The sequence below is a fragment of the Polynucleobacter yangtzensis genome, assembly GCF_001595965.1.
GTDB classification, from domain to species: Bacteria; Pseudomonadota; Gammaproteobacteria; order Burkholderiales; family Burkholderiaceae; genus Polynucleobacter; species Polynucleobacter yangtzensis.
In genome coordinates this window covers 147,185-161,870 of record NZ_LOJI01000035.1, presented here as the reverse complement: position 1 = coordinate 161,870, position 14,686 = coordinate 147,185, and the positions used below count along the sequence as shown (strand labels likewise).

The 14,686-nt window shown below is 46.2% G+C and carries 13 protein-coding genes; 9 read left to right on the top strand and 4 right to left on the bottom strand.

Annotation, left to right across the window (positions count from 1 at the left end; all coding sequences use genetic code 11):
- Positions 1 to 56 precede the first annotated feature (56 nt).
- Together rnhA and JaK3_RS07610 are read right to left on the bottom strand one after the other, a co-directional pair.
- Complete coding sequence (gene rnhA / locus JaK3_RS07615; RefSeq protein ID WP_068322986.1) at positions 57 to 509, bottom strand: ribonuclease HI; 453 nt, start codon at positions 507 to 509, stop codon at positions 57 to 59.
- Between the two features lie 9 nt (positions 510 to 518).
- Entirely contained in the window at positions 519 to 1,337 is an 819-nt protein-coding gene (locus JaK3_RS07610; protein WP_082786403.1) for a class I SAM-dependent methyltransferase, read from the bottom strand.
- A gap of 6 nt (positions 1,338 to 1,343) precedes the next feature.
- Between JaK3_RS07610 and gloB the strand changes: the two genes are divergently transcribed.
- On the top strand, positions 1,344 to 2,153 hold the full coding sequence (gene gloB / locus JaK3_RS07605) for a hydroxyacylglutathione hydrolase (protein ID WP_082786402.1): 810 nt from the start codon (positions 1,344 to 1,346) through the stop codon (positions 2,151 to 2,153).
- A gap of 10 nt (positions 2,154 to 2,163) precedes the next feature.
- On the opposite strand, the gene JaK3_RS10865 is transcribed toward gloB, so the two are convergent.
- Positions 2,164 to 2,361 (bottom strand): hypothetical protein, encoded by a 198-nt coding sequence (locus JaK3_RS10865; RefSeq protein ID WP_240480917.1) that lies wholly within the window; start codon positions 2,359 to 2,361, stop codon positions 2,164 to 2,166.
- Here JaK3_RS10865 and JaK3_RS07600 point away from each other — a divergent pair.
- The 6 genes from JaK3_RS07600 to JaK3_RS07575 all read left to right on the top strand — a co-directional run bounded on the left by JaK3_RS07600 (position 2,360) and on the right by JaK3_RS07575 (position 11,205).
- Positions 2,360 to 3,586 (top strand): transglycosylase SLT domain-containing protein, encoded by a 1,227-nt coding sequence (locus tag JaK3_RS07600; RefSeq protein WP_240480916.1) that lies wholly within the window; start codon positions 2,360 to 2,362, stop codon positions 3,584 to 3,586. The two genes, JaK3_RS10865 and JaK3_RS07600, sit on opposite strands and share 2 nt — an antisense overlap.
- A gap of 33 nt (positions 3,587 to 3,619) precedes the next feature.
- The gene (locus JaK3_RS07595; RefSeq protein WP_068322979.1) at positions 3,620 to 5,503 is read left to right on the top strand and encodes a propionate--CoA ligase; all 1,884 of its coding nucleotides are present in this window, start codon (positions 3,620 to 3,622) and stop codon (positions 5,501 to 5,503) included.
- A 245-nt stretch (positions 5,504 to 5,748) separates the two neighbouring features.
- On the top strand, positions 5,749 to 6,936 hold the full coding sequence (gene carA, locus JaK3_RS07590; RefSeq protein WP_068322976.1) for a glutamine-hydrolyzing carbamoyl-phosphate synthase small subunit: 1,188 nt from the start codon (positions 5,749 to 5,751) through the stop codon (positions 6,934 to 6,936).
- On the top strand, positions 6,936 to 10,199 hold the full coding sequence (gene carB / locus JaK3_RS07585) for a carbamoyl-phosphate synthase large subunit (protein WP_068322973.1): 3,264 nt from the start codon (positions 6,936 to 6,938) through the stop codon (positions 10,197 to 10,199). Before carA ends, carB begins: the two co-directional genes overlap by 1 nt.
- Positions 10,200 to 10,255: 56 nt before the next feature.
- Complete coding sequence (greA, locus tag JaK3_RS07580) at positions 10,256 to 10,732, top strand: transcription elongation factor GreA (RefSeq protein WP_068322970.1); 477 nt, start codon at positions 10,256 to 10,258, stop codon at positions 10,730 to 10,732.
- A complete protein-coding gene (locus tag JaK3_RS07575) occupies positions 10,732 to 11,205 on the top strand; it encodes a DUF4149 domain-containing protein (protein WP_068322967.1) in 474 nt (157 codons plus the stop codon). The genes greA and JaK3_RS07575 overlap by 1 nt, the downstream gene beginning before the upstream one ends.
- A 28-nt stretch (positions 11,206 to 11,233) precedes the next feature.
- On the opposite strand, the gene JaK3_RS07570 is transcribed toward JaK3_RS07575, so the two are convergent.
- A complete protein-coding gene (locus tag JaK3_RS07570) occupies positions 11,234 to 11,860 on the bottom strand; it encodes a YhbY family RNA-binding protein (RefSeq protein ID WP_068322964.1) in 627 nt (208 codons plus the stop codon).
- A gap of 125 nt (positions 11,861 to 11,985) precedes the next feature.
- Between JaK3_RS07570 and JaK3_RS07565 the strand changes: the two genes are divergently transcribed.
- Both JaK3_RS07565 and ftsH read left to right on the top strand, forming a co-directional pair.
- The gene (locus JaK3_RS07565; RefSeq protein WP_068322960.1) at positions 11,986 to 12,660 is read left to right on the top strand and encodes an RlmE family RNA methyltransferase; all 675 of its coding nucleotides are present in this window, start codon (positions 11,986 to 11,988) and stop codon (positions 12,658 to 12,660) included.
- A 136-nt stretch (positions 12,661 to 12,796) separates the two neighbouring features.
- On the top strand, positions 12,797 to 14,674 hold the full coding sequence (gene ftsH, locus JaK3_RS07560; protein ID WP_068322957.1) for an ATP-dependent zinc metalloprotease FtsH: 1,878 nt from the start codon (positions 12,797 to 12,799) through the stop codon (positions 14,672 to 14,674).
- Positions 14,675 to 14,686: the final 12 nt, after the last annotated feature.

The window sequence follows — 14,686 nt, the reverse complement described above, 5'->3', positions numbered from 1 at the left end:
AGCAGGACCATTCTCTCATAAGATGCCTTAAAAGGTGGTCGTCGAAGGACGTTGGCCTAGGGTAGAAATTCTTCGACGCCTTTATTGGCCAATTGGTCTGCCAGCTCATTCCCAGGGTGGCCGTTATGACCTCTTACCCAGTGCCAGGAGATGTCATGGCTTGGGAGCAGGGAGTCTAGCTCCTGCCAAAGATCTGCATTTTTGACGGGATCCTTACTAGCTGTTTTCCAACCACGCCTTTTCCAACCTTCCAGCCACTCTGTAACCCCTTTTTGGACGTATTGGGAATCAGTCCAAAGCTCGACCGTACTGCGTTGTTTTAAAGCCTTTAGGGCAAAAATAACCGCACAAATTTCCATGCGGTTATTAGTTGTGAGTTTTTCGCCGCCATGGATATGTTTTTCGTGCCCTCCTGAACGCAAAACAGCCCCCCAACCACCGGGTCCAGGGTTCCCTTTGCAGGCTCCATCGGTATAGATCACGATATGGGGATGTTTGGTATGCGGCATAGCAATAATTTACTGGTTATTGTTTCTCTTAAGACGTTTTTGCAGATTACTTCGCTCCGCAGCGGGGCTTAGTTGCTTAATTGCCGGAATTCGGACTAGAGAAGCTGGGCCGATGAGGCGCATTCCTTGTTGGCGCTTGATAGCTGAAACCAGGAAAACTGCCCCAAATATTGGCCACCAACGATTCCCCATTTTTTCAAGGAAATTCATCTTACCCATAACAGCTTCGCCCTGTAGGGGAAATTTGTAACATCCAAAGTGGCCGCGATCGAGAGAGAAATTGAGAAGCTCAAGCCAATCTTTAATGCGAATGAGGCTGATGAATTGACCATCCCTTGGAAGATAAGGTGTTCCTATCAATCTACTGAGATATTGTCGAGCGCCCCACAGGCTAGCTGGATTAAAGCCGGAGATGATTAGGCGACCTTCTGGTCGTAGCACTCGATCTACTTCTCGAAGTATCTGATGGGGATCAGATGCAAATTCCAAAACATGAGGCAGAACTATTAAATCAAGGCTCTCGCTAGCAAAAGGGAGTTCAGTAGAGTTGGCTTCAATTAAATGCCAGTCAAAGCGACCAGCAAGGGTACGGTTGTCGTTTGAATGAATCAGGAGCGCATGTAGTGGCATCCGATTCTCGCTAAGCGTGTTTATTTGTGGCAAGCCAATTTGGACAGCATGAAACCCAAAGACATCGGCAACGATTTGATCAAAGCATTGCTGCTCCCAATTAAGCACATAGCGACCTGGCGGAGATTGGAGCCACTTTTCCCAAGAGCTCCATGGGGGTGCAGGCATCTGAGAGGGGATGGGAGGGGTTGGTATCATGAGTACATGGATAAGAATACTTTATTGCAAGTCTGGCCCATACCGGCCTTTGATGATAACTACATTTGGTGCATTCACGATGGTAGCAATGCATTGGTTGTCGATCCGGGGGATGCTGATCCGACCCTTGAATTTCTAAAGGCAAATAAATTAGCTCTCAAGGGAATCTTAATTACGCATCACCATGCTGACCATACGGGAGGAATTCTGTCCTTATTGGGAAAGTTAGGACCCCATATTCCTGTCTACGGGCCAGTGGGGGATAACATTCCCGGTCGAACTGTGGTTGCAATGCAAGACGACAAAATTGAAATTGCTTCTCCACGAATTAGCTTGAAAGTATTTGAAGTTCCGGGCCATACCCTGAGCCATATTGCCTATTTTGCCAATATGCAGGCTAACGTTGTAGAGCCTATGTTGTTCTGTGGGGATACTTTATTTGCCTCTGGTTGCGGAAGATTGTTTGAGGGCACACCTACTCAGATGAGTGAATCGTTAAGTAAGTTTGCTGCGTTGCCAAAAAATACTTTGGTTTACTGTACGCACGAATACACCTTATCTAATATTCGCTTTGCATTGGCTGTTGAACCTAATAACCATAATTTAGTTGCATGGGCAGAGCAGGCGAAATCTTTACGAGAGCAGGGGGTGCCTACGCTTCCCACTACGATCGGTCAAGAGCTGCAAGTTAACCCCTTTATGCGCTGCGATCAGCCTGAAGTCATTGCAATGGCAAAAGAGGTTTCAGGGCAGGCGGAGCTGCCAAGCCCCGCTCACGTCTTAGCAGTTATCCGCGCTTGGAAAGATCGCTTCTGATGCGCATGCTTTATGCAGCATTGATTGTTGCTTTCTTAAGTGGCTGTGCTGGCACCGGAGATTGGTCATCTGACACCCCAACAAAGGCCAATCCAAAATCGTCTAAAGCTACTCGCGTAAACCTAAAAAACCAATCGGTCAGCAAGATATACGCGCCTTCGGATAACTTATGGATACGCATACGTGATGGCTTCCAAATGGAGCCCATGAATACTCCATTAGAAATTGAGCAAGTCCGCTGGCTCGCTGCTAGACCTGATTACGTTAATCGTTCAATGACACGGTCTTCGCGCTATTTGTTTTACATTGTTCAAGAAGTCAATGCACGAAATATGCCAACTGAGATTGCGTTGCTCCCATTTGTGGAGAGCGCATTTGTTACGCACGCTAAGTCAAGCGCAAAAGCGGTGGGCTTATGGCAATTTATGCCAGCCACCGGTAAAGATTTTCGCTTAACGCAAAACGTATTTAGGGATGAGCGGCGAGATGTAGTTCAATCAACCGATGCAGCATTAGATTACTTGCAGCGCTTGCATAACCAATTTGGTAGCTGGGAGCTTGCATTGGCTGCATATAACTGGGGCGCCGGGAATATTGCAAAAGCACAGAAGCGTAATGCTGCAGCCGGATTACCAACAGATTATGAGAGTCTGACCTTGCCTCGTGAAACACGAAATTATGTTCCAAAGTTAATGGCATATCGCCAAATTGTTTTGGATCCACAAGCGTATGGCATTGTGTTACCTGACCTTGAAAACCATCCATACTTTGTTGCAGTAGATGTAGGGAGTGATATTGACGTAGCCCTGGTAATTAAATTGGCTGAAATTCCTTCGGATGAATTTCATAGTCTCAATCCCTCATTTAACAAACCAGTCATTCTGAGTAATGCAAATCAGCAAATCCTCTTGCCATTTGCTCATGCTGAAATCTTTCAGGCTAACTTGAAGCAATACGACAAACCGCTTTCTTCATGGACGGCTGTTCAAGTCTCTAGGACTGAGAGCGTGGATCAAGCGGCGAAAACCTTGGGCGTAGATGTAGACACCCTAAGAGAAGTGAACGGCATACCGCGGGGAATGAGAATACGTTCAGGGTCTACGGTATTGATTCCTAAAACTAATCGCCGTCCTGGAGATGTATCGACCGCCATGGCAGAAAATGCCAGCTTAAGCTTAGAGAAGCCTGCGCCCCCTGCACCTAAGTGCTCAAAACCGGCAAATAATGCGAAAGGTGCCAAGACAGCAAAGTGCGCCCCTGCTACAACAAGCAAAACAACAGGAAAAACAGCCTCTAAGGGTAATTCTTCTGAAAAAAATGCTGCATCTCAGCATAAATCCGCATCGACAGGGCTTGCAAAATCTGCGAAAAATGGCAGCTCAGCCTCTTCCAGCAGTAATAACGGCAGCAAAGGGGCGAGCAAAAGCCAGTAATTTCAGTAACTTTTTAAAGAAATCAGGTTGACCATGTCCTATAAAGCACACCACGAACGCTCAATTAAAGACCCAGACGGATTTTGGGGTGAGCAAGCGCAGTTAATTCACTGGGAAAAGCCATTCGATAAGGTTCTGAACTACAACAACCCGCCATTTGCAAAATGGTTTGAGGGTGGACTTACGAATCTTTGCTACAACGCAGTAGATCGCCACCTCAAAGATCGCCCGGATCAAATCGCTCTGGTTGCCGTTTCAACAGAAACCAATCAAGAGAAAACTTACACATTTAAAGAGTTATACGAAGAAGTTAATCGTATGGCTGCAATCTATAAAGCAAACGGCATTCAAAAGGGCGATCGTGTGCTCATTTATATGCCAATGATTGCTGAAGCATGTTTTGCAATGTTGGCCTGCGCTCGTATTGGCGCAATTCACTCTGTTGTATTTGGCGGCTTCGCATCACACAGCCTTGCTTCGCGAATTGACGATGCAAAACCAAAGCTTATCGTTACTGCAGAAGCAGGTGCTCGCGGTGGTAAAGCAGTTCCTTACAAGCCATTGTTGGACGAGGCAATTACTTTAGCTGAATACAAACCAGCAAAAGTGTTGATTGTGAACCGTGGCTTAACTGAGTTCACGACTGTTGCTGGACGAGATCTGGATTATGCAACTGAGCGTCAAAAGCACCTCCACGATGTCGTTCCAGTTGAGTGGGTTGATGCTACACATCCCTCCTATATTTTGTATACATCCGGCACGACAGGAAAACCAAAAGGCGTGCAACGCGATACCGGTGGTTATGCTGTTGCGCTCGCTGCTTCGATGAAGCATATTTTCACTGGCAATCCAGGCGAGACAATGTTCTGCACCTCAGACATTGGCTGGGTGGTTGGTCATAGCTACATCATTTATGCGCCATTACTTTCAGGTATGGCCACAATCATGTATGAGGGCACACCTTTGCGTCCTGATGCTGGTATCTGGTGGGAGCTGGTAGATAAATATAAAGTTTCTGTCATGTTCTCTGCGCCAACAGCAGTTCGTGTGCTCAAGAAACAAGATCCTTCATTCTTGACTAAACATGATCTTTCTAAATTACGTGCATTGTTTTTGGCCGGCGAGCCTTTGGATGAGCCAACTGCAAGTTGGATTCATGGCGCTATTAATAAGCCGATTGTCGATAACTACTGGCAAACAGAGACTGGCTGGCCGATGCTGGCAATTCAACGTGGCGTAGAAGTGATGCCGCATAAATTTGGCTCACCAGGTGTGCCATCATTTGGCTACAACATGAAGTTGCTTGATGACGCTACATCTGAAGAGTTGGGTCCAGATCAAAAAGGGGTTATCGCCATCGAAGGGCCATTGCCTCCAGGCTGTATGCAAACGGTTTGGGGTGACGATAAGCGTTTTGTCAGCACCTATTGGGAAACTATTCCAGGCAAGTTAATTTATTCGACCTTTGACTGGGGTATCAAAGACAAGGATGGTTACTTCTTCATTCTTGGTCGAACAGATGACGTGATTAACGTTGCCGGACATCGTTTGGGTACTCGCGAAATTGAAGAGAGCATTTCTAGCCATCCCAATATTTCAGAGGTAGCAGTAGTAGGTATTGAGGACAAGCTTAAAGGTCAGGCTGCGATTGCTTTCGTGATCCCTAAGGACGCCTCAAATACCGCTACCTTAGAAGCGGAATGCATGAAAACTGTAGATACAACTCTGGGCGCTATTGCTCGCCCAGGTCGTGTTTACATTGTCACGGCACTGCCAAAAACGCGTTCAGGCAAGATTGTGCGCCGCGCGCTCCAGGCCGTTGCCGAGGGTCGCGATCCTGGTGATATCAGCACCATGGACGACCAGACTGTATTGGCTCAAATTAAGACCATCATTGAGCAAAGCGCTAAGGCTTAAAAACCCTTAATCTTGGCCAAAAAGCTCCGCCAGCCATCAGGTTGGAGGGGCTTTTTCCTTTGTAAGCCCCATTTGACTGGATATTCAAGGGTTTACGAGCAGAAATGGTATGATTGCAAGGTTCGAAACTAATTAAATACCCTAGCGCTTAAAGACACTCACCTCCCGCAAAAACATCCTCGGGTTGGTCTTTTTGAGGGTTTTGAGCGTCGGATGGAGCAGGGACTGGAGATGGTTTGTCACCCTTGCTTCCTTCTTTTCCCCCAGCCGTGTTGGCCTTAGCCGACGGCACCTTATTTCCCGGATTCAGTATTGGCGCCCCAGGCGAAACTACCGGCGAAGTTGTTTTCAATACAGCGTTGACTGGATATCAAGAGATCATTACTGATCCTAGCTATTCACGGCAAATTGTTACTTTGACTTACCCACACATTGGTAACGTCGGCGTGAACGCTCAGGATGCAGAATCCGATCAAATCCATTCAGCGGGATTAGTCATTAAAGACCTCCCAAAACGCGTATCTAACTTCCGCTCCGAAGACTCTCTAGATAGCTACCTCACTAAAGCCGGTGTTTTAGGAATTGCTGGAATCGATACTCGCAAGCTCACCAGAATTTTGCGCGACAAAGGCGCTCAATCAGGCGCAATCGTTGCTGGCAAGTTGGGTGATGATTATGAGGCTTTGGGTAAGAAAGCTCTTGAACTTGCTAGGGCTTTCCCTGGTATGTCTGGGTTAGATCTAGCTAAAGTAGTTACAACTAATAAGTCTTATGAGTGGCGTGAAGCTGAATGGGATCTGCACGGTCCTAATGGCAAGCCTGCATATAGAGGCCTAGATACAAGCAAGCCAGTTAAGAAAGTTGTTGCTTATGACTTTGGTGTGAAGCGCAATATTCTTCGCATGCTTGCTGAGCGTGGCTGTCAATTGACGGTAGTGCCAGCACAAACTAGTGCAGCTGAAGTATTGGCTATGAACCCTGATGGCGTCTTCTTTTCGAATGGCCCTGGAGATCCCGGTCCATGTGATTACGCAATTACTGCGGCAAAAGAAATCATCGAAAAAGGTGTTCCAACTTTTGGTATCTGCTTAGGCCATCAAATTATGGGTCTTGCTGCTGGTGCAAAAACGTTGAAGATGAAGTTTGGTCACCATGGCGCAAACCACCCAGTGAAAGATTTGGATACTGGTCGTGTGGCAATTACTTCTCAGAACCATGGTTTTGCAGTTGATGCCAATACATTGCCAGACAATATTCGTGTAACTCATGTTTCTTTGTTTGATGGTTCTTTACAAGGTTTGGCTTGGAAGGATAAGCCGGCACTGTGTTTCCAAGGACATCCTGAAGCCTCGCCTGGACCTCATGACATTGCCTATTTATTTGATCGTTTTGTGGAGCTCATGAATGCTGCCAGCAAGAAGGAGGGCAAATAATGCCTAAGCGTAGCGACATTAAGAGCATTCTGATTATTGGTGCAGGACCGATCGTGATTGGTCAGGCTTGTGAATTTGACTATTCTGGCGCGCAAGCATGTAAAGCGCTGCGTGACGAGGGTTACAAAGTCATATTGGTAAACAGTAATCCTGCGACCATCATGACAGATCCTGAAATGGCTGATGTCACTTACATTGAGCCGATTACTTGGGAAGTGGTAGAGCGCATTATTGCCACTGAAAAACCAGATGCGATATTGCCAACGATGGGTGGTCAAACAGCACTGAACTGCGCATTAGATCTGCATCGTCATGGCGTGTTAGAAAAATACGGATGCGAGCTTATTGGGGCATCTCCTGAAGCGATTGACAAAGCGGAAGATCGTCAGAAATTTAAAGAGGCCATGACCAAGATTGGTCTAGGCTCTGCCAAGTCTGGTATTGCGCACTCGATGGACGAAGCGCACGAAGTGCAACAGCGTATACAACAGGAAACAGGTAGCTCAGGATTCCCGGTTGTTATTCGCCCATCATTCACCATGGGTGGATCTGGTGGCGGTATTGCTTATAACCGCGAAGAATTTGAAGAGATTTGCAAACGCGGTCTCGATTTATCCCCAACTCGCGAACTTCTTATTGAAGAATCTTTGCTTGGTTGGAAAGAGTTTGAAATGGAAGTAGTGCGCGATCGCAATGACAACTGCATCATTGTTTGCTCGATTGAAAACTTAGACCCAATGGGAGTTCATACGGGTGACTCCATTACCGTTGCTCCTGCGCAAACTTTGACTGATAAAGAATATCAAATCATGCGTAACGCATCGATTGCAGTATTACGAGAAATCGGTGTTGACACCGGTGGATCAAACGTTCAGTTCTCGATCAACCCAGTTGATGGTCGCATGATTGTCATTGAGATGAATCCACGGGTTTCGCGTTCATCTGCATTGGCCTCCAAAGCAACTGGTTTCCCAATTGCAAAGATAGCAGCCAAATTAGCGGTTGGATACACATTAGACGAACTTAAAAATGACATTACTGGCGGAGCTACGCCAGCATCTTTTGAGCCATCAATCGACTATGTGGTAACAAAGATTCCACGCTTCGCGTTCGAGAAGTTCCCGCAAGCAGACTCACGCTTAACCACTCAAATGAAATCTGTTGGAGAAGTGATGGCTATTGGCCGCACCTTCCAAGAGTCATTCCAAAAAGCGTTGCGCGGCTTAGAAGTCGGTGTCGATGGTCTGGATGAAGTGTCTACAGATCTCGATGACATCATTAACGAAATTAATGAGCCGGGCCCAGACCGTATTTGGTATTTGGCTGATGCTTTCCGTATGGGCATGGGTCTTGATGAGATTTATTCAGAAACTAAAGTTGACCCTTGGTTCTTAGAGCAAATCGAAGAGCTCATTACGATTGAAGCTGAGTTAAAGCAACGCAAAATTGACAGTCTTACTGCCCCAGAACTACGCTTTGTGAAACAGAAGGGCTTCTCTGACCGTCGTTTAGCAAAGTTACTTGGTATTGATGCTGCCTCGGTTCGTGCTGCACGTCACCGCTTAAAGGTGGTCCCTGTCTATAAACGTGTGGATACCTGCGCTGCTGAGTTCTCAACAAATACTGCGTATTTGTATTCAACCTATGAAGCTGAGCATGGCGAGTGCGAGTCCAACCCAACCAATAAAGACAAGATTATGGTTCTGGGTGGTGGCCCGAATAGAATCGGTCAAGGCATTGAGTTTGACTATTGCTGTGTACATGCGGCCTTAGCTATGCGCGATGATGGTTATGAAACCATTATGGTCAACTGCAATCCTGAAACAGTTTCAACTGATTACGACACGTCTGATCGCTTGTACTTTGAGCCATTAACTCTTGAGGATGTTCTTGAGATCGTAGCCAAGGAAAAGCCAAAGGGCGTCATCGTCCAGTACGGCGGTCAAACTCCTTTGAAGCTGGCATTGGATCTTGAACGTAACGGCGTTCCGATTATCGGCACATCACCTGACATGATTGATGCCGCAGAAGATCGTGAACGCTTCCAAAAATTATTGCAAGACTTGGGCTTACGTCAACCACCAAATCGCACTGCGCGTACCGAAGAAGAGGCTCTCAAGTTAGCTGAAGAAATTGGTTATCCATTAGTTGTGCGTCCTTCCTATGTTTTGGGTGGTCGTGCCATGGAGATCGTTCATGATGGACGTGACCTGGAGCGCTATATGCGAGAAGCTGTCAAAGTCTCCCATGACTCTCCTGTTTTGCTAGATCGCTTCTTAAATGATGCGATCGAGTGTGATGTTGACTGTATTAGTGATGGCGAAAAAGTATTCATCGGTGGCGTTATGGAGCATATTGAACAAGCCGGCGTTCACTCTGGTGACTCAGCCTGTTCCTTGCCCCCTTATTCTTTATCCGATAAAACGGTAGAAGAAATTAAGCGTCAAACTGCAGCGATGGCCAAGGGATTGAATGTTATTGGTCTAATGAACGTTCAATTTGCTATACAAAATGTAGATGGCAATGATGTTATCTATGTTCTTGAAGTAAATCCACGCGCTTCCCGCACCGTGCCTTTCGTTTCCAAAGCCACTGGTTTACAACTGGCTAAGATAGCTGCTCGTTGTATGGTTGGTCAAACGCTTGCTCAGCAAGGCATTACTGCTGAAGTGAAACCTCCATACTTCTCTGTGAAAGAAGCTGTATTCCCATTTAATAAATTCCCTGGTATCGATCCAATCCTTGGGCCAGAAATGCGCTCAACTGGTGAGGTGATGGGTGTTGGTAAAACCTTTGGCGAGGCCTTGTTCAAGTCTCAATTGGGTGCAGGCATTAAGCTACCTAAGAGCGGAACTGTTCTTTTGACTGTAAAGGATAGCGATAAGCCAAAGGCGATTGAAGTTGCCAAGTTATTGCATCAGCTCGGTTTCCCAATAGTCGCTACAAAGGGTACTGCCGCTGCAATTGAAGCGGCTGGATTGCCTGTAAGAGTGGTAAATAAGGTCAAGGATGGACGTCCTCACATTGTTGATTTCATCAAGAATGGCGAAATTTCTTTGGTATTCACTACTGTGGATGAAACCCGCACTGCCATTGCTGACTCTAGGTCTATTCGTACCAGTGCTCAGGCTAATGGCGTGACTTACTACACAACCATTAGTGCGGCACGCGCAGTAATGGATGGTTTATTGGCATCTCAAAATGGCAAGTTAGAGTCGCTCGAGGTCTATTCATTGCAAAACTTACATCGGACGCTTATTTAATCTAAAATCAGTTTTTAAGCGTAATTTTGCGCAGGATTTTAAGTTAGGTAAGCAGCATGAGCACAATTCCAATTACTAAGCGCGGCGCAGAACTTCTTAAGGAAGAGCTGCACCGCTTAAAGCATGTAGAGCGTCCTGCGGTCATCATTGCTATTTCTGAAGCACGAGCTCAGGGCGATCTCTCTGAGAATGCAGAATATGATGCCGCCAAAGAAAAGCAGGGTTTTATTGAAGGTCGCATCCAAGAGCTAGAGGGCAAGCTGTCTGCAGCCCAGATTATTGATCCTTCCTCTCTTGACGTTACTGGGCGTGTCGTATTTGGCGCTACTGTTGACCTCGAAGATCTTGAAGATGGCACCAAGTTGACCTACCAAATTGTGGGTGATGACGAGGCTGATATCGCTTTAAATAAGATTTCCATTAGTTCGCCTATTGCGCGCGCGTTAATTAGCAAGGAAGAGGGCGACGTTGTTGCCGTTCAAGCTCCAGGCGGTAACCGCGAAGTTGAAATATTGGCCGTTCGCTACGTTTAATGCTTCCAACATATTCCCAGAGAATTTTTAACCTGCTTTCGGGTCTCTGGGTTGGCGGTTTATTGACCATTGGATTTCTCGTTGTCCCGACACTCTTCTCGAGTCTAGGGGATCGTCAGGTCGCTGGAATGGTCGCGGCAAACTTATTCAAGTCAACCGCATACATAAGCGTCCTAACAAGTATTGTTCTGATGGTTCTTGCCAATTACTTTGTACGCGTAGGTAAGCCTCAATATCGAATAGATCGTTGGATATTGTTAGGAATGCTGGCATGTGCGATAGCTGCTGCTTTTATCATCATTCCTTGGATGAATTCTTTGCGAGATCAAGCTTTGTATTTGGGTCTATCTGTCCGCGAGTCCACTCACGCTGTTCTTTTTAGTCGCTTGCATGGCATTTCAAGCGCAATCTACATGCTCCAAACTTTGCTGGGCATTGTCTTCGTGTGGCGGGCAACAAAAAACGCCGACTAGCGGCGTTTTTAACGAATCAAAAGAAGTCTTAGGAGCCCAAAGATTTTTTCTTAGTGCTGCTCATACGCACTTTACGTTTCTTAATGGGCGCTGGCGCTGCAGTAGCTTTTCTATAACCAGGGGAAGACCAGCCAATTTTGGATTCAGCTGCCTCTGATCGCAAAACTCTTTTCTTTGGCGTAGAAGACTTCACAGCAGCCGCGCGTTCAAAAGGCGACTTGTTAGACGCAGAGCGACGACCCGATCTTTCGGAAGTGCTAGTACGAACACTAGTTTTAGTTGCAGTGCGATTTGGCTGACGCTTAGTGCGAGGCGCTTGCAAAGTTTTTTTAGTTTGCTTGCTTGATCGACCTAAATTACTAAATGCTTCATCAACAGCATCTTTTGGTTTCCATAGCACCAATAATTTGCCGATATGTTGTACTGGAGCGGCATCTAATTTATCGCAGAGCTCTTCATAGATTGCAGTACGAGCCTCACGGTCATCACCAAAAACGCGAATCTTAATCAAACCATGATGATTGATGGCTAATTTTGCTTCTTTGATTACAGCGGGTGTTAAGCCATCGCCGCCGACCATCACCACAGGACTTAAATCATGTGCGTCAGCTTTGAGAGATTTGCGTTGTGCGGGGGTAAGGATGAGTGCAGTCATGGGCTCGATGATAGAGCATTCACCAGCAAAATCAGTCGAATAAAGCCAATTTATGGGTTTTTTCTAGATTCCTTTTGCTTTAGCCGGAAGAAACTAGGAAAATGGAGCGCGAAAGTGGGTAAGTTGTGGCAAAGAATAAATTTAATAAAAGTTGGTTGCAGGATCATTTAACCGACCCCTATGTGAAGATGGCTCAAAAAGAGGGCTATCGCGCTAGAGCGGTATACAAGCTCAGCGAAATTGACGAGCAAGATCATCTCATTAAAGCAGGCATGACGATTGTCGATTTGGGTAGCGCCCCAGGGAGCTGGTCTCAGTACGCCCGCAATCGTCTAACGGAGCTTGGTAAAAGCAATCCAAAAATTGAGTCTGGCAAACCAGATGGCCAAATTATTGCGATTGATATTTTGCCTATGGAAGATATTGCGGATGTGAGCTTTATTCAGGGTGATTTTCGTGAGGATGAAGGGCTAGCTGCGCTTGAGGCCTTATTACCTAAAGAAGCCGAGGGAAAGGTAGATTTAGTCCTTTCGGATATGGCCCCTAATTTATCTGGTGTTGGCGTTGCCGATGCTGCCAGAATGGCCTTTTTGGCAGAAATAGCCTTAGATTTTGCTGTTGCACATCTCAAGCCTGAGGGTGCTTTATTAATCAAGTGCTTTAACGGTAGTGGCTATAGCCAAATTGTGGAATCCTTTAAAAGGGTCTTTAAAACCGTAGCCCCCCGCAAGCCTAAAGCATCAAGAGCCCGCTCTTCAGAGATATTCCTCCTTGGAAGAAACCTAAAACCACCCAAATAATCGCCAAAAACCCTGAATTTGTAGGGGGTTTATTAAATAAATATGCCATTAGCTCTTGAAAAAGGGTGGTAGTAGAATCAAATACTTAGGAAGCGATTTGCTTTAACTCCTGGCTCAATCCAGAAAAGGACTCATTTTGAACAGCAATATGTTCCAAAAAATCGGTGTGTGGCTCATTGTGGGCTTAGTGCTTTTTACTGTTTTCAAGCAGTTTGATAAGCCTAAGGACCAAACTCAGGTCACCTATTCACAGTTCATGGATGACGCTAAAGCCGGAAAAGTAAAGCGCGTTGATGTGCAAGGTCGCACATTGCAAGTGACACCTGCTGATGGCGCTAAATATTCCATCACCTCTCCAGGCGATATCTGGATGGTAGGCGACCTCATGAAGTATGGAGTTCAAGTTACAGGTAAGGCGGATGATGAGCCAAATATGTTGGTGTCTGCTTTGTACTATCTTGGACCAACTCTTTTAATTATTGGTTTCTGGTTTTTCATGATGCGTCAAATGCAGGGTGGTGGCAAAGGCGGCGCATTCTCTTTTGGCAAATCAAAAGCTCGTTTGATTGATGAGAACAGCAATACAGTTACTTTTGCTGATGTTGCTGGTTGCGACGAAGCAAAAGAAGAAGTCTTTGAGTTAGTAGATTTCTTAAAAGATCCTCAGAAATTCCAAAAGCTGGGTGGCCGCATTCCTCATGGTGTGTTGCTTGTTGGTCCTCCAGGCACCGGTAAAACCCTATTGGCACGTGCCATTGCTGGCGAAGCAAAGGTTCCCTTCTTTTCGATTTCAGGTTCTGATTTCGTAGAAATGTTTGTTGGTGTTGGAGCATCACGTGTACGTGACATGTTTGAAAATGCCAAGAAAAATTCTCCTTGCATTATCTTCATTGATGAGATTGATGCAGTAGGTCGTCATCGCGGCGCTGGTATGGGTGGTGGTAACGATGAGCGTGAGCAAACATTGAATCAAATGTTAGTTGAGATGGATGGTTTCGAGAGTAATAGCGGTGTGATCGTTGTTGCTGCAACCAACCGCTCTGATGTATTGGATAAAGCATTGCTCCGTCCTGGTCGTTTTGATCGTCAAGTTCATGTAGGCTTGCCTGACATTCGTGGTCGCGAGCAGATCTTGCAAGTGCATATGCGTAAGGTTCCTATCGATCCTGATGTAAATGCGGCTGTATTAGCGCGCGGAACACCTGGCTTCTCTGGCGCCGACTTAGCAAACCTAGTCAATGAAGCTGCATTGTTTGCTGCGCGCCGCAATAAGCGCTCGGTTGATATGAAGGACTTTGAGGATGCTAAAGATAAGATCTATATGGGTCCTGAGCGCAAATCTGCTGTGATGCGTGAAGAAGAGCGTCGTAATACGGCCTATCACGAGTCTGGCCATGCTGTAGTTGCCAAAGTATTGCCTAAAGCTGATCCTGTACACAAAGTCACCATCATGCCTCGTGGTATGGCATTAGGCGTTACTTGGCAGCTACCTGAATTCGATCGCGTGAACCTTTATAAAGATCGCATGTTGGAAGAGTTGGCCATTCTGTTTGGCGGACGTGCTGCTGAAGAAGTTTTCTTGCACTCCATGAGTACAGGGGCATCAAATGACTTTGAGCGTGCTACTAAGATGGCTCGCGATATGGTTACCCGTTATGGCATGAGCGATAGCTTAGGCACGATGGTTTATGTTGATACCGAATCTGAAAGTATTTTTGGTCGCAATAGCACTAAGACTGTCTCTGAATTGACTCAACAAAAAGTGGACGCAGAAATTCGTACACTGATTGATAGTCAATATGCTTTAGCTAGATCAATCTTGGAGCAAAATCGTGACAAGGTTGAGGCTATGGTTGCCGCATTGCTTGAGTGGGAAACGCTTGATGCAGAGCAGATCAATGACATTATGGAAGGTCGTCCACCACGGTCACCTAAGCCCCCGCCAGCAACCCAGTTTGGTAATTCGGCTGGTACGCCTGGTCCCGCGACCGGTGGTGCACCGGCTACGGCATAAATAGGAATTGCT